The 20,171-nt window shown below is 39.3% G+C and carries 13 protein-coding genes; 5 read left to right on the top strand and 8 right to left on the bottom strand.

Translation table 11 applies throughout. From position 1 onward, the window contains the following. Positions 1 to 336 precede the first annotated feature (336 nt). From IPM34_01305 to IPM34_01280, 6 genes are all read right to left on the bottom strand, one after another. Positions 337 to 1,620: an HlyD family efflux transporter periplasmic adaptor subunit gene (locus IPM34_01305; protein ID MBK8954181.1), complete on the bottom strand. Its 1,284-nt coding sequence runs from the start codon at positions 1,618 to 1,620 to the stop codon at positions 337 to 339. A 14-nt stretch (positions 1,621 to 1,634) separates the two neighbouring features. Next, complete coding sequence (locus IPM34_01300; protein MBK8954180.1) at positions 1,635 to 1,907, bottom strand: hypothetical protein; 273 nt, start codon at positions 1,905 to 1,907, stop codon at positions 1,635 to 1,637. Positions 1,908 to 1,924: 17 nt separating this feature from the next. After that, complete coding sequence (locus tag IPM34_01295) at positions 1,925 to 3,823, bottom strand: peptidase domain-containing ABC transporter (protein MBK8954179.1); 1,899 nt, start codon at positions 3,821 to 3,823, stop codon at positions 1,925 to 1,927. Further along, the gene (locus IPM34_01290) at positions 3,820 to 5,970 is read right to left on the bottom strand and encodes a hypothetical protein (GenBank protein MBK8954178.1); all 2,151 of its coding nucleotides are present in this window, start codon (positions 5,968 to 5,970) and stop codon (positions 3,820 to 3,822) included. Before IPM34_01290 ends, IPM34_01295 begins: the two co-directional genes overlap by 4 nt. A gap of 118 nt (positions 5,971 to 6,088) precedes the next feature. After that, positions 6,089 to 8,182 (bottom strand): tetratricopeptide repeat protein, encoded by a 2,094-nt coding sequence (locus IPM34_01285; protein ID MBK8954177.1) that lies wholly within the window; start codon positions 8,180 to 8,182, stop codon positions 6,089 to 6,091. Between the two features lie 36 nt (positions 8,183 to 8,218). Beyond that, positions 8,219 to 10,330, bottom strand: coding sequence for a tetratricopeptide repeat protein (locus IPM34_01280; protein MBK8954176.1), 2,112 nt, complete (start codon positions 10,328 to 10,330; stop codon positions 8,219 to 8,221). A gap of 137 nt (positions 10,331 to 10,467) precedes the next feature. Here IPM34_01280 and IPM34_01275 point away from each other — a divergent pair, with 137 nt between their 5' ends. From IPM34_01275 to clpB, 5 genes are all read left to right on the top strand, one after another. Further along, complete coding sequence (locus tag IPM34_01275) at positions 10,468 to 11,646, top strand: homogentisate 1,2-dioxygenase (protein MBK8954175.1); 1,179 nt, start codon at positions 10,468 to 10,470, stop codon at positions 11,644 to 11,646. A gap of 24 nt (positions 11,647 to 11,670) precedes the next feature. After that, the gene (hppD, locus tag IPM34_01270) at positions 11,671 to 12,822 is read left to right on the top strand and encodes a 4-hydroxyphenylpyruvate dioxygenase (protein ID MBK8954174.1); all 1,152 of its coding nucleotides are present in this window, start codon (positions 11,671 to 11,673) and stop codon (positions 12,820 to 12,822) included. 3 nt (positions 12,823 to 12,825) lie between these two features. Continuing rightward, a complete protein-coding gene (locus IPM34_01265; GenBank protein MBK8954173.1) occupies positions 12,826 to 13,275 on the top strand; it encodes a 6-carboxytetrahydropterin synthase in 450 nt (149 codons plus the stop codon). A 1,675-nt stretch (positions 13,276 to 14,950) separates the two neighbouring features. Further along, positions 14,951 to 15,394, top strand: a complete 444-nt coding sequence (locus IPM34_01260) for a nuclear transport factor 2 family protein (GenBank protein MBK8954172.1) — start codon at positions 14,951 to 14,953, stop codon at positions 15,392 to 15,394. Between the two features lie 168 nt (positions 15,395 to 15,562). Continuing rightward, complete coding sequence (gene clpB / locus IPM34_01255; GenBank protein ID MBK8954171.1) at positions 15,563 to 18,286, top strand: ATP-dependent chaperone ClpB; 2,724 nt, start codon at positions 15,563 to 15,565, stop codon at positions 18,284 to 18,286. A 23-nt stretch (positions 18,287 to 18,309) separates the two neighbouring features. Here clpB and IPM34_01250 read toward each other — a convergent pair whose 3' ends face one another. Next, a complete protein-coding gene (locus IPM34_01250) occupies positions 18,310 to 18,867 on the bottom strand; it encodes a GDYXXLXY domain-containing protein (protein MBK8954170.1) in 558 nt (185 codons plus the stop codon). Further along, complete coding sequence (locus IPM34_01245; GenBank protein ID MBK8954169.1) at positions 18,854 to 20,143, bottom strand: DUF2157 domain-containing protein; 1,290 nt, start codon at positions 20,141 to 20,143, stop codon at positions 18,854 to 18,856. The genes IPM34_01250 and IPM34_01245 overlap by 14 nt, the downstream gene beginning before the upstream one ends. Positions 20,144 to 20,171: the final 28 nt, after the last annotated feature.

Raw genomic sequence — 20,171 nt, 5'->3', positions numbered from 1 at the left:
CTTGCCAGCGAACCAGAGGCTGAATCAAACCTCAAAAAAGCTTAATTTTGTTTTTATAACCAACCAAATAGATGTCGGAAAGAATCCGAACAGCGACCGGGAGATCAGCCCCATCGGGGCGACAGGTCAATAGCAGTCAAAAAAATAAATACCAGCTCCGTAGGAGCGAAACCCACGTAAGCCGGGATTCAAGTAAAAAAAGAGCCAATCTTGCCAGCGAACCAGAAGCCGAATTAAACCTCAAAAAAATTTAAATTTGTCTTTATAACCAACCAAAAAGATGTTGCAAAAGAAACAGAAGGATAATGGGAGATCAGCCCCATCGGGGCGACAGGTCTACCCCTCCATAAACCGATGATAATTCTTCTTCACATTTCTGAAAAAGTATTGCAATAAGGTTTTCTCATCGATGAGCACAACTGCTGTGCCGTTCAATCCCGGGATGAGCAAAGATTGCAGCTTATTATTATTTTCAATACTCAGTTTTAGATTGAATTGTCCTGCTTCGTCTGCACTCTGACTGATTTCTGATACCGAAGCTGTAAGCGTTCCCCATTCGTAAAAGGGAAAGCTGGCCACTTTTAAATGGGCCTGTTGCCCAATTTTAATTTTACCGGCAATGCCCGGCGGACATTTGATAAAAGCATAATCGGTAGAATTGTGTGAACTGATCTTCAAAACGGTCATTCCTTCTTTAATTTCTTTCTCACCTTCAAACATATAGCTCACCATCCCCGGATGTGAAGCTTTCAACACGATACTTCCATCTGATATTTCAAAAGGACCAAATGATTGCAAAAGTTTTTGTTGATTGAGCTGGAGTTTGCTTTTTAGCTGAAGATCCTGTTCTTGCGAAGCCAATTCAAGATGGTCTATTTCGGAGTTTGCATTATGGATATCCAGATTCAAATTTTTAAGTTCTAGCAAAGCACGGCTGCTGTCCAATTGATATTGACTTCTGCCAGAATTTAAGGCCTCGCGTGCTTTTATTTCAAGCAATTCGCGATCTTTTAAATCAAATTTGGAACTCATGCCTTCGTTTACCAGATTTTGATAAGCATGCAGTCGTTGTTGTGCATCTTTCCAGTCGAGCAGTAATTTTTCAGAAAGCAATTCCCAGTTTTTCCGGGTAGTGTTCCAGCGTTTTAGCAATTCAATTTTTAGAATTTCATTCTGGCGGATCTTGGTTTTCAAAATTTCTTTTTGTTTCTCCTGCATTTGTGTCTGATGACTTTCAAATAAAGCTGTAGAAGTACGCGAATCTTCCAGTGCATAAATCATATCGACAATTTCCGGAGAACTGATTCGAATAAGAGGACTTCCGGCTTGAACAGTATCTTTCGTTTGCTTATAGACCTCATCGACATATACCGGAAAGGGAAACTTATAGGTGGTTTCAGGCTCGTTGGTTTTTAAAATAAAAGGCAATTCAATCTGATCGGGAAAGCGAACAATGGAAGCTACCAATAGGATCATAACAAACAAGCCTATGGCAAAGTAATACAATTTTCGGATCATTCCTTTTCTGAGATCCTTAACGGGGACGTCGTCTTCCCAATACATTCTCTGGTATTGTTGTGGTTCCAGTCCCTCAATTTGATTTTGTTCTTTGATTTCCATGTCCGGATAACTTATCAATAATCGATGTAAGTTTTCATAAAGTTTGCATAGATGCCCTGTTCTTTTTTCATTAATTCTTCATGCGGCCCTTCTTCTGCGATTTCGCCTTTTTCAATGACCAATATCCTGTCAGCATTTTTTAATGTTTGCATACGATGAGCTATACTGATGATGGTTTTATCTTTGAAATGACGTTTTAGATGATCCATAATCCTTTTTTCTGCCTCAACGTCGAGCATGCTGCTGGCTTCATCGAGTATGATCAGGTCGGGATCCGATAAAAACAATCTTGCAAATCCAATTTTTAATTTTGTCCACCCGAAAGATTAGCTCCCAGATCTCCGATTTTATAATTATATCCAAGGTATTGAGCAGAAACAAAGTCGTGAAGATCAGCAAGTTTGGCTGCCTGAATAATCTCATCCATGCTGGCATTCAGATTGCCATATTGGATGTTCTCGCGAATGCTTCCGTTAAAAACGTATATTTCCTGAGGGAACAGAAATATTTTTTTTCTCAGAACGGTCGGATTCAATTGCCGGAGTTCGTGCTGGCCTAATTTGATCTGTCCTTCGTAATGCGGGTATAAGTTGAGCAACAATCTGACCAATGTCGTTTTGCCCGATCCATTTCTACCGGCGATGCCAATGTGTTCTCCTTGTTTTATTTTTAATGAAATATTATTCAAGACGTATTCCGGCTGACTTTGCAGGTATTTAAAATGAAGATTATTGATCTCCAGTGGAAAGGTTTCAAATTGATTGACTTTGTCAAGTATCGAAGCATTTTCTGTTTCCTGAAGCAGCACATCATTCAGTCTGTTGAGGCTCACGGACAGTTCGGTTAAATTATACCACACCAAAGAGAGGTTGTTCAGCGAATTCAGGATCAATAAAAAAATCGCCGTCATCGCCAGATATTGTCCGATGGTAATTTCCTGATTAAAAGTCATATAAGCGCCTATCCAGAATACCGCAAGCTGACTCATAAAATATACGGATTTCTGTATGGAATGGAGCAATGCACTTTTACGTTCTGCATCCATAACTACGTTCAATGCTCTTTTAAATTTATTTTTCCATTGCCAGAATTTGAAGTTTTCAATGGCAAGCAATTTTACGGACTGCATTCCTAAAAGAGTGTCCAGAAACTCACCAAGAGTTTCCAGATTCTTGTAGAATACTTTATATACCAGGCTGCGAATGACGGGGGTGTATATCAGCGTCAGTAAAAAGTAAATCAGGACAAAAATAAATGCGATGCTCCCCAGTTTAAAATTATACAGCAATAAAATGGGAACGTAAAGCAAGACGAATAACAGATCAACCACGCTTTCAATGACTGTCGGATTTACAAGTTGACGGATGGTAATGTTTTCCTGAAACCTGACCATGAAGTCTTCCCGTTTGTTGCGGTCATAAAACCCCTGGTACAAGGAGATGAAGTGTTTAAAAAAATTGCTGAAAAAATGCAATTCAAAATGAACCCTCAGGTGCACAAGCAAGATGTTTCGTGCATACATGATCAATACCTGAACCAGAAAAGTACAGACCATACCCAGAAGGATGATCATTAATAATTTTTTATTCTGGTTCACCAAAACATAATCGACGATGGTTTGTGTAAAAAATGGCAAAGCCAGGCCCAGGAGCTGCAGAATACCGGTTGCGATGAGGATTTGCCAGATCACGCCGCGCAATGTTTGCAGAACCGGTTTGTAAAATTTGGAATAGAGCGATTGCCTGGTTTTCAAAAAGTCTTGAACCGATTCTTCGAGGTCTTTGTTTTTAAAAATATCCGGACCAGGCTCTACGGTCAATACAATGCCATTCCATTGTTTGAGAAATTCTTCCTTGCTTAATTTGTCTTTTCCATATGCCGGATCAGCAATCCACACTTCCGTATCGCTTACTTTATAAATTACAATGAAATGAATGCCACCATAGTGGGCTATGCAGGGAAGATTGATTTGGTTGAGGTGCTCGTAGCCCATTTCATATGCCTCCGCCTGAAATCCGAATTGCTGCGCAACTTCTGCCAGATTGTACAGATTGACACCTGAGGTGCTGACTTCTGCAAGTTTGGATATAAATGGTTGGATGTTGTAATATCCATAATATTTAAAGATCATGGCCAGACAAGCCGGTCCGCACTCCATCATACCGGTTTGTTGAATAAACGGAAATGATTTTTTTGTTTTCATGAGGTCTGGTGGCTGAGCTGAAGAATTTTTTCGCGGATACAGAGGTAGAAATGATCTCTGATGGATTCAAAGTGAATATCCAATTCTGAAAGTATGGAATTGCATGATTTCAAATTGTCAATATGGTTTATGAAACAAAACCAATCTTGTTGGGATTCGTCTAATTCATAAATCAGAATTTCGTCTTTGACGATATAAAATTTCTTTTGGAGTATATCCTGAACCACGGAACATTGAGGTGCAAAAGAAAGCTGAAGTTCAAGCATATCGGCTTCCTCGAGAATATTTAATTTGTTCTTGCAGGATTGTGCGGAAGCAGCGGACCATGGATACATCATTTCAATTGCAGCGTCGAGATCTGTTTCCATGTCCAGCTCAGATTCATCCTGCCCGGGAAGAAGTTCCAGTAAACCCAGATTGATCACGTGCATGAGGTATTCGAATTTCACAGGTTGATTTTGATATTTTATTTCTTCGAAGTCCAACAGCAGTTTATCGATGTCTATGATATCGCTGTTTTTTTCGAGTGCCTCAGCGATCAGCTTGTGATTATCCTGCTCAAGTAAAAACCGGTACATTACGGCGCGTTTGTCATAAGGGCCAGTGAGCGCCGGCGCTTTCGGTTTATTTAAAATATAATCGGGAAGATATGCAGGTCCAGGGTGTCGCAGGATCTCTTTATCGTAAAACAAATCCTTGTGAAATTCTTCGGGAATACCGGCAATAAAAGGGAGAAAGCGGTAATCTAAAAAAGGATATCGGACACTTCTTTTGTGATGAGAAGCTGCTCTGTTTTCATCCCATTGCAAGGTAAACTGGTTGATGTAAACATTGCTTTTAAGATAGTAGTGAAAAAGAACCGGTTCGAGTTGGTATTCGGATAACGAGCTGATAAAATTTTTCCTGAAATAATGTTTGCAATTAAAAAGAACGGGATGTTTTTCCTGAATGGCGTTTTTAATTTCTTCGCGGTAAATGGCCTCAGCAAGTTGCGGCCATTTTTCTTCTGCGTTTTCGGGATCATTTACGATCCAACGGGTGAGCCCTCCGTTCAGCTGATCGCTGCCGGTACCGGTCAACACATAGGGTACATCTCCATGATACTTACCAATGGCATAATGCAGCAATGTTTTAGTCAGACTGTCAGTATGTGCATAAGGGGATTCAGCGCGCCAGATCCTTTTTTTCCATAATGCAACATCCAGTAAAAGATTGTTGTAGGGAATGAGAAACTGCTTGTTGTTAAAGTTCAGGTCTTTCGCCAGACGGTCGCAGAAATCGGATGTCCCCTCCAGCAATGTAGTTTGACTGACAATGGAAAAGGTATCCAGAGCTTTGTATTTATTGGCCAGGGCACAGATCACAGACGAATCGAGGCCTCCGCTAAGAAAAGAATAAGCCTGAGTTCCATTGCCCAACCGGATCCGCACAGAATCATCCAGCAGCTCCATGTAAGACTCCATGATCTGGCGGGAAGAATTCCACGAGTTGTTCATAACGGACTTATAAGGATCCCAATAACGAACAGTTGTTAGTTTGTGTTTTTTTCTGTCATAATCCATCTGATGTCCTTCCTGCAACATGTCGATTCCTTTAAACCAGGCATTGTAGTTCCGTTCGCCATCCAGAACCACAAAAGGAATGGGTCTTTTTAAGGATTGTACCCAATCGATTTGAGATGGGCAAAGAGGATGGTTGAAAAAGTATTTAATTTCTGAACCAAGTAATAAAAAATCCCGGCCCTGGTGATAGTAACATTGCTGAATGCCCATGTGATCTGATCGAACAGAGACGACCTGTTGACCAGGCTGCATATAGATCAGCGTAAAACGCCCATTCAGCTGGTCGAGTGAACTCCAACCCTTATTGATGATGGCCGAAAGTAAAAAGTTAGTCAATTCCTGATAATTTATACCGTCCTGAGATACTTGGAATCCCGGAGCTTCATAAATTTCACCAACCAGATAAAGTTCCTGTCCGTCAGTCCCGGTTGCCCTGTGAAAATCCCCCCATATTTCTATCAGACTTCCGGAATGAAAGCTGCCGGTTGAAAATTGTTTGGGAAACCTGGACTGAAATCGCTGCCAGCATAAGGGATGCTCGTCAAACGGGATAGAACCTTTAATAATTGCAAAAAATCTGTTCATTGAAGAAGAGTTCGTTAAAGTTAAGAAGAACGGTTCAACCGGAAAGCAAAATTGCTAAAAAGCGATAAAGTTGAACATCACATGAAAGTAGATATCTGAACAGGACGACAAACGATGATCAGGAAAATATTCTCCCTTCAAATTTCAGCGAAGTTCCTTTCCCCGAAATTGAATCCAATTGAAATGAAGCACCAACATTTTGCATTCTTTTTTCCATATTTCGCAAGCCGTTTCCGCTGCCCTGGAGCTCACCGTGTTGAAAACCGATTCCATTGTCTGTCAATTGCATGGTAAATGTATCGCCGTCTAAAGAAAAGTTTACCTGCAGTTCACTGGCCTTGCTGTATTTAAAGCAATTGTGAGTGGCTTCTTTAAAAACCAGAAACAGATTTCGTCGTAATTCAGGATTTAGAGCGACGTCGGGAATCGGATCTGGAAACGTTATGGTACATTTGATTTCAGAATCTTCCAAAAAACGGTTTATAAAAGTTCGCATATAGCTAAGAAGGCTGGGGAGATTATCCCGTTCAGGATTGGTTGACCAGATGATCTCACCCAACTTAAGGACAGCTTCCCTCGAATAAGTATTTATTTTATCGACGACAGACAATTCAGGAATCATACCGGAAGACTTCAATTTGAGCGATTCAGCCAACCAGGAAATCTTTGTGAGTCCTGAACTGATATCATCGTGAATATCTTGTGAGATTTTACTTCGCAAAACAGCATTCTCTTTTTGTTTTTCAGACTGTATGAGTTGATCCTGGGTTTCTTTTAATTCGTTCAAGGTAAGAAACAGGTGTTGATTCTTTTGATCAAGCTCCTTATTGCTGCTTTGTATTTGTAAGTTCAGCGCAGACAGCAACAGGTTAGACTGTTTTTGATTGCTATAGTTCCTGTAAATAAAAATAGACGCAATCGATAATAAAACCAATCCAATGATAAAATACGCCCGTTCATTTCTCTTTTTCTCTACGGCAAGCTTGTCGATTTCAATTTGTTTGTTTTTCAAAGCCAGTTCTCGTTCTGTAGTCAGTTTCTCAATTTTAATTTTACTTTCACTATGAGCAATGGAATCTTTAGCCAGGTGATGCAATTTCAAGTAATGGAGCGCATTTTTGAAGTCGTTTTGAGTTTGGTAAAATTCAGCAATTGTTTTGTAAAATTGATTCAATATTTCCTGATTTTGTATTTCCTGAAAAACCCGTATGCCGGCTTTCAGGTATTTTTCTGCATTGTTAATGGCCTCAAGCCGGGTTGTTTGTGGAAGACTTTTTATGCTATCGGGTTTATTCCAGTATTTTACACTCAGGAAATAGCTTTTTCCAAGATTTCCGGCGGCATATCCAATGCCTTCGGAGTAGTTAACCAATTGAAAGCATTCGAGAGACTTATGAAAGATTTGCGTTGAATTATTGAAATCCTTTTGTTGCTGATATATAATTGCGAGGTTTAACAGGTTTCTGCCAAGTCCGAATTTATTTTCCTGTTTTGCATAAATGGCAATAGCTTTTTGCAGTCCCCTGATAGCGCGGGTCGTATCACCGGAATTCGAGTAAATGTTTGCAATATTGCCGCTGATCAAAGCGATGCTTGTTTCGTTCATTAATTCTTCTGCCAGCTTTAATCCCAAAGAATCGTAATCTAAAGCCTTATTGTAGTCTTTAAGTTGCATGTAAATATTACCAACCGCAGTATAGGAATTTAAACGTCCTAATTTGTTGTCGATTTCTTCATAGATCGGTAATGCAGTAAAAAGATTTTCAAGTGCATCTGCAAAATTTCCTTTCATATAAAGAATCATACCCATGTTGCTGAAAACATCGGCGAGGCCTTTTTTATTGGCCAAAGCCTGGTAATAAGATTTTGCTATTTCAAAATTGGAAAGACTTTTATCAAGTTCAGCGACCATTCCGAAATTGCTTGCTAAATTGGAATAAGCGATGGCCAGTTCATTAGAGTCTTTTAGAACAATGGCCGTTGATATCGCTTGTTCTGAATATTCAATTCCTTTTTTTGGATCCAATTCTAAATACAATTGTGCTATGGCATTCAGATATTGTGGCTTCATGGAAGGGTTGTCTGTGGTTTCGATCAATTGGATAAAAGAATCAATTTTTACTTGTCTGGGATTTTGAGCACAGACCAGGCAGGCCACAAGAATGTGAAGAATAATAAAAACGTTCCGGAATCCAGTGTGCTTGAATTTCATTATATATAAGGGAAAATTGATGATCCCGATTTATTTTTAAACATAAAATATTCCATTAAAAAAAACACGCGTACCTTTTTCAAAGGAAGATTCAAAGCGGACATTACCTCCCACAGCAGCCATCCTTTTTTGCATATTTATTAATCCATTTCCACTACCTTTAATTTCAGCATCGCCCATCCCGGTACCGTTATCCGATATTTCAAACTCAAATGTATTATTATTGATTTGCAGTCCGATTTTAATTAAGTTTCCTTTGCTGTATTTGACAGCATTATGAACACATTCTTTGAAAACCAGAAACAAATTTCTTCGAAGTTCCGGGTTGAGCTGTATATGAGGAATTGGTTCCGGGAAATCGATTTGGTATTGAAAACCGGTATCCTCGAGATATTTGTAAAGAAAGGTTCGCGTATAAGACAGAAGGCTGTTAAGGTCATCTCTTTCGGGATTGGTCGACCATATTATTTCTCCGAGTTTGGTGACGGATTCTCTTGAAAACATATTTATTTTTTCAACAAGATTCAGATCCAGACTTATATTATTTTTGATTTTAAGAGATTCAGCAAGCCATGATATTTTTGTTAATCCAGAGCTGATGTCGTCGTGAATATCTTGCGATATCTTGCTACGTAAGATTGCATTTTCTTTTTGTTTTTCAGATTGGATAAGTTGATCTTGGGTTTCCCGTAATTCAGATAATGTGATTTTTAAATCCTTGTTTTTTTGTTCAAGTTCCAAATGACTTCCTTCAATTTGCAAGTTCAGATCAGATAATATTATGTTGGAGTGCTTTTGATTCCTGTAATTCCTGTAAATAAAAAGAACAGCAAACAACAATAAACAAATTCCTAAAATAAAATAAATACGTTCATTCCTTTTTTTCTCAACCGCAAGTTTGTCGATTTCAATTTGTTTGTTTTTCAAAGCCAGTTCTCGTTCTGTAGTCAAATTTTCAATTTTTACTTTACTTTCTGCACTGAATACACTATCTTTTGTTTCATGATGGATGGATAGAAATTTAAAAGCATTTGGAAAATCATTTAGTTGCTCATATACCAAAGCAAGTTCCTTTGAAAAAAATGATACAGAATTGAGCATATTCAATTCGCGGCCCCATTCAACGCATTTGAGGAGGTAGCGCTCCGCTTGTTTTAAAAGATAAGTGGAATTTCCAGGCAAAAGGGATATCACAGAATCCGGCTTATTCCTGTATTTGTAGCTTAGCAAATAACTGATACCAATATTTCCGGTAGTCAGGACCAGGCCTTCACCATAATTGATTTTTGAAAAGCATTCAAAAGCGCGGTTTAATAATTCAAGCGATTTAACATAATCCTTTACGTTTTGGTAAAGGGTGGAGAGATTTGACAGATTTCTGCCAAGCCCTGAATTTTGTTTAAGTTTTTCATAAATTGAAATGGCCATTTCATAGCATTTAATAGCTTGCTCACGTTGACCCATATCTTCGAAAATATTGGCCAGGTTTCCGTAGACCAGTGCTTCGCCTGAAATATCGCCGATTTCCTTATAATAATACAATGAAAGGGAATCATATTTTAGCGCTTGGTCAAATTGCTTTTGTTCCATATACACATTGCCAATCGAAGTGTATGTATTGGCTTTGCCAGCCTTGTTCTCTAATTTTTCAAAAATTTCAAGCGAACGAAAAAAGTGCATCAGGGCATTCTCGAAATCAGAAATATAATAGTCTATTTGTCCAATATTCCCAAGGACATCGGCAGTTCCTTTCTGATTAGATGTCTCCTCGTATACCACAAGCGCCTGGTGGTAATACCATCTTGACGAATCGAAGTTTGCTAAATAGGCATGATTGTTGGCCAAATTGTTGTATGCATTGGCTACCGTCTCAGGGCTTTGGGCTGTTTTTGCAATATCCAGCGCTTTTTGCGCAAATGCAATCCCTTCAACAGGATTATATTCGATTAAAAGGAATGAAATTGCGTTGTAATATTTTGCTTTTAAAGCATTGTTATCTGTTGTTTTAGCCAGCTGCAGGAAAGAATCAACTTCGATGGGGTATTCATTTTGGGCGATGGCCGAATGCGAGACATGAAATAACAAAATCAAAATCGCCAATTGAATGCGATAAACTTTGGCCAGGCTGAAATACAAAAGTCTATTCATTAATAAAGCTAAATTAAAAATTTTGTCTGTATTTCCGGTAAACAAAAGACATGTTGATATATATCAACAGTTTTTATGACGGCAATCACCACATTTAGATTTCATATTGAGTTTTTTTGTCGGAATAATCTAAAACCATGTCAGTTTATCATCGTCTGGGAAGGATTCCGCAAAAGAGACATACTGTTTACCGCCAGCCGGATGGGCAGTTGTACCACGAAGAATTATTTGGCACCGAAGGCTTTTCGTCGACATCTTCTCTGGTTTATCATCTTAAACCACCAACAAGAGTCAGACAAATAGGTAAACCCTGGTCTGTCAAACCGGAAATTGCAGTGGTCGATAACCTGCAGGCCATGAGTTTTCAAGGGTTCCAGCTCGAGCCAAAAGAAGATTATCTGGAAAGCAGAACCTGCCTTTTCCTGAATGACCAACTTGCTTTGAGTTTAGCGGCGCCTGCAAAATCGATGGATTCTTATTTTTTTAAGAACGCCGACGCGGACGAGATGATATTTATCCATAAAGGTTCCGGACTTTTAAAAACGAGTTATGGATCTGTTTCTTTTGAGTATGGCGATTATCTGATCATTCCACGAGGAACGATATATCAGATGATTTTTAATGATGACGACAACAGGTTGTTGATCCTGGAGTCCAAGAGTCCAATCAGGACTCCATCCCGCTATCGGAATCAGATGGGGCAATATCTGGAGCACTCACCATTCTGCGAAAGGGACTTCAAATTGCCGGAAAATCTGGAAACGTATGATATCGAAGGAGAATTTCATCTGCGCATCAAGAAAAGAGCAATGATGTATCCTTTTGTGTATGCCAATCACCCATTTGATGTGGTTGGCTGGGACGGCTATCAATATCCTTTCGGCATGTCCATTTTTAATTTCGAACCCATTACCGGAAGGATCCATATGCCACCGCCGATTCACCAGCAGTTTGAAGCAGCTGGATTTGTGGTTTGTTCTTTTGTTCCCCGATTATACGATTATCATCCCGAAGCCATCCCCGCGCCCTATCACCACAGCAACATCGATTCAGACGAGATCCTGTATTATGTCGATGGTGACTTTATGAGCAGAAATAATATTCAAAAAGGACAGCTTACCCTCCATCCGGCAGGCATTCCGCATGGTCCTCATCCGGGAGCTATTGAACGCAGTATTGGAAAGAAGGAAACAAAAGAACTGGCCGTGATGATCGATCCCTTCAGTCCGGTTCAAATCACAAATGCAGCTTTGCAGTACGAAGTGAAAGATTATTATAAATCCTGGTTAACCGAGCCGCTGCAATCATATAACTGATTATTAAATTTAAATTGAAATGTTATGAAGGACCTAACAACTGTTCAGAATTATAATTATTCAGGCGAAAAAGTTTTTGAAAAAGCACAGGATTTTTTGCCGATCAACGGGACAGATTTTGTGGAGCTCTATGTTGGAAATGCAAAACAAGCTGCACATTATTATCAAACGGCATTTGGATTTCAACCCTTGGCATATTCAGGATTGGAAACCGGAAACAGGGATCGTACATCCTATGTGCTGAGTCAGGGAAAAATCAGATTGGTATTGACGACCCCATTTGATCCGGATAGTGAAATTTCCCATCATATCCGCATTCACGGCGATGGCATTAAGTATATAGCACTATGGGTCGACGATGCGCAAAAAGCATACGAAGAAACAGTGTCCAGAGGTGCCCGGCCATTTCTCGAACCGGTAAGAATTGCAGATGAGAACGGAGAGATCGTAAAATCGGGAATTCATACCTATGGTGACACGGTGCATTTGTTTATTGAGCGCAAAGATTACCATGGGATATTTATGCCGGGTTACAAAGCGTGGAATCCGGAATACCGTCCGGGCGCAACGGGACTCAAGTACATCGATCATATGGTTGGTAATGTCGAATTAGGCGGTATGAATCTTTGGGCAAAATTTTACGAAGAAGTTATGGGGTTTGCAAACCTCGTGACTTTTGACGATAAAGACATTTCTACAAAATATACGGCCTTGATGAGCAAGGTGATGACCAATGGAAACGGACGGATCAAGTTTCCAATCAACGAACCCGCCCAGGGATTAAAAAAATCACAAATAGAAGAGTATCTCGATTTTTATAAAGGGGCCGGGTGTCAGCACATCGCCGTTGCAACAGATGATATCCGGTTTACAGTGAGTGAAATGAGAAAAAGAGGATTGGAATTTTTATATGTTCCCGGAAACTATTACGAAACTGTTGCAGACCGGGTTGGAAAGATCGAAGAAGACCTCGAGGAGCTCCGAAGTCTTGGCATCATGGTCGATCGCGATGAAGACGGCTACCTGCTTCAAATATTTACCAAACCAATTGAAGACAGGCCCACATTGTTTTTTGAAATCATTCAGAGGAAAGGAGCAAAATCTTTTGGAAAAGGAAATTTTAAAGCCCTGTTTGAAAGCATAGAAGAAGAACAAAGAAAAAGAGGTACGCTTTAAAGCATGGAAAAAATCCGTCTGACGAGGAGATTTGTATTCGATATGGCCCATGCACTGTATGGGTATGATGGACCTTGTAAAAATATTCATGGCCATACTTACCGGCTTTATCTCAGCATTTTGGGTCCGGTGCTCTATAAACCCGAAAGTCCAAAAGACGGAATGGTTTTCGACTTTGCATTGCTGAAAAAAATTGTGGAAAGCTGTATTCTGAGTAAGTATGACCATGCATTGGTTTTATCGGATCGCGAAGACAGAAATTTGATAAACAGCATATCTACTTCCTACAAAAGTCTGGTAGTAATGGATAAACAGCCAACCTGTGAAAATCTTCTGTTGTTGTTTAAGAATCTTATTCAGAAGGAACTACCTTCAGAACTCGAACTGGTTGCGATTCGATTAGACGAAACAATTAATTCCTTTGCGGAATGGAGGAAAGAAGATCAGGTCTGAGACTATAAGTGTTAGACTATCTTATTTATAAGTGAACGGCCTTAATTTTCAACAAAGGCTGTTCACATAATCATTATTGTAATTGAATTCCTCCCGCATGGACTGAAATGGATTGGATTTTGTTTAATTTTTTCATGTTGTTTAATTGAGTTGATTTAATAAATCCCTGTTTAATTTTAAGATTTTAGACTTTGCTCGGGATATGACTATTCATTAGTTTATTTTTAGGCCTCCTGCATTTATGCAAGCTGTCTGGATTTTGTTTAGTTTTTTCATGTGGTTAGTAATTTTAATGATTAGACAATACGTACTCTGTTGAGAATTGTTGGCTTGGCCAAACGAAAATTCTAAGTTTAGTTGTACCTAAAACCTCCCGCATTGACTGAAGCAGTTTGGAATTTGTTTAATTTTTTCATGTTGTTTAATTGAGTTGATTTAATAAATCCCTGTTTAATTTTAAGATTTTAGACTTTGCTCGGTATATAACTATTTATTAGTTTGTTCTTAGGCCCCCCGCATTTACGGAGCTTGCCTGGATTTTGTTTAGTTTTTTCATGTGGTTAGTAATTTTAATGATTAGACAATTCTTTATCAGTAGAGCTTTGTTGGCACTGCCAAACGAAAATTCTAAGTTTAGTTGCACCTAAAACCGCCAGCATTGACTGAAGCAGTTTGGAATTTGTTTAATTTTTTCATGTTGTTAAAATTTAGTTGTTAAAAAGTGCCTACTCTGTTGCGGGTTTTCGGCGTTACCCCGGGAGTTCTGCGGATTGTGTTATTGTAACTTAATTCCGCCCGCATTTACGGAAGTTGCCTGGAATTTGTTTAGTTTTTTCATGTTGTTAGTAATATTAATGATTAAAAATGTCAAATCTGTTTTGGGTTATCGGTTTGACCCAAGTTAATTTTAGTTTAGTTCCATTTTAAACTGCCAGCATTGACTGAAGCAGATTGAATTTTGTTTAATTTTTTCATTGGATTAAATTTAGAAAGTGATAAAATAGCCTACTCTATTCTGGGTTTTCGGCAACGCCCTCTAATAAATTAGTTTAGACTAATACCACCTGCGTTGATAGAGCTGGTTTGGGTTTTGTTTAATTTTTTCATGATGTTAAAATTTAGTTGTTAAAAATGTGCCTACTCTGTTGCGGGTTTTCGGCCTGGCCCGGGTAAGAATGCCAATTAATTTTACTGCAAGCTTAAACCTCCTGCATTTACGGAAGTTGCCTGGAATTTGTTTAGTTTTTTCATGTTGCTTTGTTTTTAAAAATTTAGTAAATGTGTTTAGAATTAAAGGTCTTGGTTAAACAGCTTAGCTGAGAATAAATTAATTAAAAAAAATTCCTCCTGCATTGACCGAAGCAGTTTGGATTTTGTTTAATTTTTTCATGTTGCATTGATTTAATTGTGAATAAATATTATTGACAGTACAAAGGTGAGGCAATATGATTAAGGGTCCGATCACATGAAAGTAGATAAATGTGTTGCCTATTGTAATTCTGGGACCGATTGGTCTAATGTAAGTGATGGAGTCGTGATCAAACGCCCTGATTGACATCAGTGGGTCTGTACTAATTAATCGATTGCCAAAAAACAAAAGACGCTAGGTCTGTGCAACAATTTTGAATTAAATTTATCCCAGCTTATATTTTTAATACAATTTAGGAAATTAACGATGCAATTGGTAGTAAATATGCTCATCATTTTTATATGCTCTGGACTGTCAAGGGAAATGGCAGGTCAGTCCAATGAACAACTGAATCAGCAAATTCTGCTTTTGCACAGCGCGTTAGTTTCCGGCGATTCGGCCACGCTTGACCTTCTTCTGGATTCAAAAATGACATATGGACATTCCAACGGCTGGATTGAAACCAAACAGGAATTGATTGAAAACAACAGAAACCGGAGGTTAATTTATAATTCAATTGAAGAAGATAGTATTGTGATATTTGAAACGGGACATACCGCTATTGCTAGATTTAATGCAGTAATTCTTGGTCAATTGGAGGATAAAAAGTTTCATCTTAAACTGGGAGTTTGTCAGACCTGGATGTGGGCAAACAACCGTTGGAAAATGTTGGCAAGGCAGGCAGTGAAATTGGAAAATCTGGCAGAATGAGCTCAAATTTAATGTTTCACATTGCTGAAGCTTTCCAAAACAAAATTTTAGGTCAAATTGGCAGATAATTGACTTATAATGGGAAATAAATCTTCTAAAACAAGACATCCTGGCATAATTTTTAATTTGGTGATGAATTTGATGATGCCTAAGTATCAATAAATAAATATGACCTACGAGAACTTTACCATTAAAGCACAAGATGCCATTTTAAAAGCACAACAAATCGCAGCTGGACTGGAGCAACAAGTTGTTGATACTTCCCATGTTTGCAAAGCCATCATTGAAACAGACGAAAAGCTGGTTGAATTTTTATTTGAGAAAATGGGAGCTTCGATGCCGAAGATAAAATTTGAATTGGACACTGAGATACGCAAGCTTCCACGCGTGATGGATTCCCAAAAGCAATATCTATCCAATGAAGCCAATAACATTCTCTTGAAAGCAAAATCCATCAGCAAGGAATTTGGAGATGACTATATTTCATTAGATGCCATGTTGATGGCCTTGCTCAAGGGAACCGATGCTACTTCCAAAATATTAAAAAGCAATAACATAACCGTCGAGGGTTTGAAACAGGCCATTCTCGATCTCAGAAAAGGGAAGAAAGTTACCGATACCGGAAGCGATGAAGCATTTAATGCCCTGAATAAATACGCTGTGAATTTTAATGCAGCTGCCGAAAGTGGAAAACTCGATCCCATCATTGGCCGGGACGAAGAGATCCGGAGGATTTTACATATTTTAAGCAGACGCAAAAAAAATAATCCAATTCTTATAGGAGAAGCGGGTGTGGGTAAAACTGCCATTGTGGAGGGAATTGCATGGCGCATTGTGAAGAGTGATGTGCCCGAAAACCTGAAAGACAAAAAGATTTTTTCTTTGGATATTTCTGCATTGATTGCAGGAGCAAAGTATAAAGGAGAATTTGAAGAAAGACTCAAAGCAGTCATTAAGGAAGTGATCGAATCCAATGGTAAAATTATTTTATTCATCGATGAGATCCACACACTAATTGGTGCGGGAGGTGGCCAGGGTGCAATTGATGCTGCCAATATTCTTAAACCGGCCTTAGCCAGAGGGGAGCTTCACACGATCGGAGCAACAACACTCGACGAATACCAAAAGTATTTTGAAAACGACAAAGCACTGGTGCGTCGTTTCCAGACCGTTGTCATCGATGAGCCTTCAGTAGAAGATACCATTTCTATTTTACGGGGAATTCAGGATAAGTACGAAGTCTATCATAAAATTGCAATCAATGATGAGGCACTGATTGCTGCTGCAGAATTGTCGCATCGATATATTACCGAAAGACAACTTCCGGATAAGGCCATTGACCTCATCGACGAGGCAGCTGCGAAACTCAGGTTAGAGTTGGACAGCGTCCCCGAAGAAATCGACGAGATGGAAAGAAAAGTAAGACAGCTCGAGATCGAAAGAGAAGCCGTAAAACGAGAGCAGGACGATAAAAAAGTAGCGGTGATCGAAGGACATTTAGCCAATGCAAAGGAAAAACTCGAATCCCTTCGGGCCGCCTGGAAAACGGAAAAAGAAATCGTGGATCAGATTCAACGGATCAAAAAGAAAATGGACGAGATCAGTATTGAAGCCGATAGAGCAGAACGCGAAAGTGATTTTGGAAAAGTTGCCAAACTGAAATACGGAGATCTAAAAGAGCAGGAAAAGTTATTGAAAGAAGCGGAAGAAAAATTAAACGCATTGCCCGGTGCATCCCGGTTTACATCGGATGTTGTTACGGAAAACGATATTGCAGCGGTTGTCAGTAAATGGACTGGGATTCCCCTTCAAAAAATGATGCAAAGCGAAAAACAAAAACTGCTGCAACTGGAAGATGAATTGGCAAAACGCGTGATCGGACAAAAGGAAGCGGTGACCGCTGTCGCTGATGCGGTGCGCAGATCGCGTTCGGGATTACAAGACCCCAACAAACCCATTGGTTCTTTTATTTTTCTGGGACCTACAGGTGTTGGTAAAACAGAGCTTGCAAAAGCCCTTGCAGAAGTATTGTTTGACGATGAACGCGCGATGACGAGAATCGACATGAGCGAATACATGGAATCGCATGCTGTTTCAAAATTGGTCGGTGCGCCTCCGGGATATATAGGTTATGATGAAGGGGGGCAATTGACCGAAGCCGTGCGGAGGAAACCCTACTCAATCATATTATTGGACGAAATTGAAAAAGCACATCCGGATACTTTCAACATTCTATTGCAGGTCCTGGATGACGGACGACTTACAGACAGCAAAGGCCGGGTTGCCAATTTTAAAAATACGATCATCATTATGACCAGTAACATGGGTTCGGATCTCATTCTTGAAAATTTTGAGGACCTCGAAGCGGTTGGCGAAAAGCACCGGACAGAAATACTGGAAACTACCAAAATAGAAGTGTTTGAAAGACTAAAACAAAATCTGAGACCCGAGTTTTTGAACCGGATCGACGATAAAATCATGTTCCTGCCTTTAACAAAAGACGAGATCATGAAGATAGCCGGCTTACAATTAAAATCATTGCAATCCAATCTGGAGGAACAGGGGATTCAAATGCAACTTAGCGATCAGGCATTGCGTTTGCTTGCGGATTTGGGCTATGAACCGCAGTTTGGTGCCAGACCATTGAAAAGGGTCATTCAAAAAGAGATCATCAATGAACTTGCCAAATGGATGCTTTCGGGAGAATTGGGTAAGGAAGCCATTATTAAAATTGACACCGATGCAAAAGGATTTACGTTTAATGGAAAATCTCTGCTACCTGTTGATAAAATAAAAACAGAAAGAGAGAAAAAGCTTGAGGAGTTGAGCAAGGCCACAAAAGAAGTCGAAGAAGCAGCGAAGAAGATAAATCCTAATCCGGAAAATAATTGAGTTGTGATCGGGTAAAATAATACCTACTCCAATTCAAGTAGAGATTGGTCATCGATAAGTATATCTTTGATGGCAGCCTCTCCGTCTTTGATCCTGACAATGGAGTAAATCATTTTCGCCTGCTCGGATCTGCTGCGAAGATTTTGCATGGATTGATCGTTCAATCGGGTTTCTTCCAGAAAGAATTTTTCAAACGGAAATTCCAGATACACTTCATTAAGTTGGTCTTTCTGAATGTATTTTACTTTCGCCTTTACATAATTGGAGCTCCCCTCCGGTTTTGATTTTAAGATGGTGTCGATAGATGCAAATCCGGGCTCATTTGACTTGAAGACAACAAATGCAATTTCACCTTTTTGCCAGGAACTGTTTTCGCCAATGGGGAACTTCTCGTTTTCATAAGAAACACGGATGTATCTTCCACTCAAACCCGATTCCGGATAGGCAAGCATGGCTTTCATGCGGAACTCAGTTCCGGAATTTAAAATTCCCTCTTGATCCATAATCATTTTGACCGGAATCGATAATTGAATGATCGCCAGCAAAAGAAAAGATGGGAAAATTATTTTATTGAGATTCATATTTGTTCTTATTTTTTAGCATGCGATAATTAATGATAAAGAATCCAAGTCCAATACACACAAACAACAAACCTTTAAAGACGAAACTCAGATCCGAATCAAAAAATCTGCAAATTACCAACCCGGCAATGACAATCAACCCGGTATTCAATTCACCAAGTTTTTTTGTTTGAAGACCTTGCCGGATGATCAACATTCCAAGCAATAAAGTCAGAACGTTTACAAGAAGGACCGACGCTTGATGGTAATAACCAATAATAAAAATGGGGACAAACAGAAGATATACAAACTGAATGGGTTTTACATCATCTCTGGAGCTACTCCTGATTTGAATAAACAACAGAAAACTCGCTATCAATGTTGTGGCCGTTGCAAAAAGGAATTCCGGGATTTGCACAGATGAATTCAGCGAAAAATCTTTATTGATCAGGGTGGACCAAAATCCATCAAAACTCAAAGTCCAAAGAAGAATGATCGTGCCAACTTTCCCAAGAATTTCATATCCATTTTGAATACCGGGTCTCTCGCGAAAATAGTCCGAATTACCCAATCTAAGAAAAATGGAAAGCAAGCTTAGATAGATGACAAAAACCCACTCCCCATGATCCCGCGCAAGCGTTACCGGCATAAAGAGCAGAGACAGGGGGAGTAACCAATGAAATATATTAAATACAAAATGGTCCAGATTTCTTTTGATATGCGTTAAATAATAAGGAAGCAGTAAGGATAACAATGCCAGATAAATTAATGCTTTATACGTTTGTTCCGGACGTACGGCATAATCGATCAGATAAAGGGTAGCACCTACAATGTATAATAATCCTGCAACCGAAGAACGCATGATGTAAACCAGGGGCAGTGTTAACAGCGACCAGGTCAATATGAAAACTTTAAAATCACCGGATATGTGATAGATCTGACTGATGAGAGAAATACAGGAAGCTAATGAAAGACTCAGGAATGCAGCCGCACTTTCTCGCCAAACGGCATGATCTGATTTCTTCAATACGACATAGCCACATAAAAACTGGGAGGCCATGAGTAAGAAAAAAGCCAATGCGGTTTTTCCCATTTTCGGAAGAGTATCCCAATTGTGAGCAAGTATCAGCAATATACCAGTACCAACCAACAATGCTCCTAAAATTCCGAATATTAAAATAAATTTACCCGAAGGTTTGCTTTGTTTTAATTCGTAATAAGCCGTAATGCGCTCTGCAGTTTCGTTGCTGATCACATTTTCCTGCACGAGTTCTGAAAGATCCTTAAGAATGCGCATGGTTTTTATATGTCTGATTAAAGGTATA

Source organism: Saprospiraceae bacterium, assembly GCA_016716185.1.
Classification (GTDB): domain Bacteria; phylum Bacteroidota; class Bacteroidia; order Chitinophagales; family Saprospiraceae; genus Vicinibacter.
The sequence above is the reverse complement of the archived record's forward strand: the minus strand, read 5'-3'. Positions and strand labels throughout refer to the sequence as shown.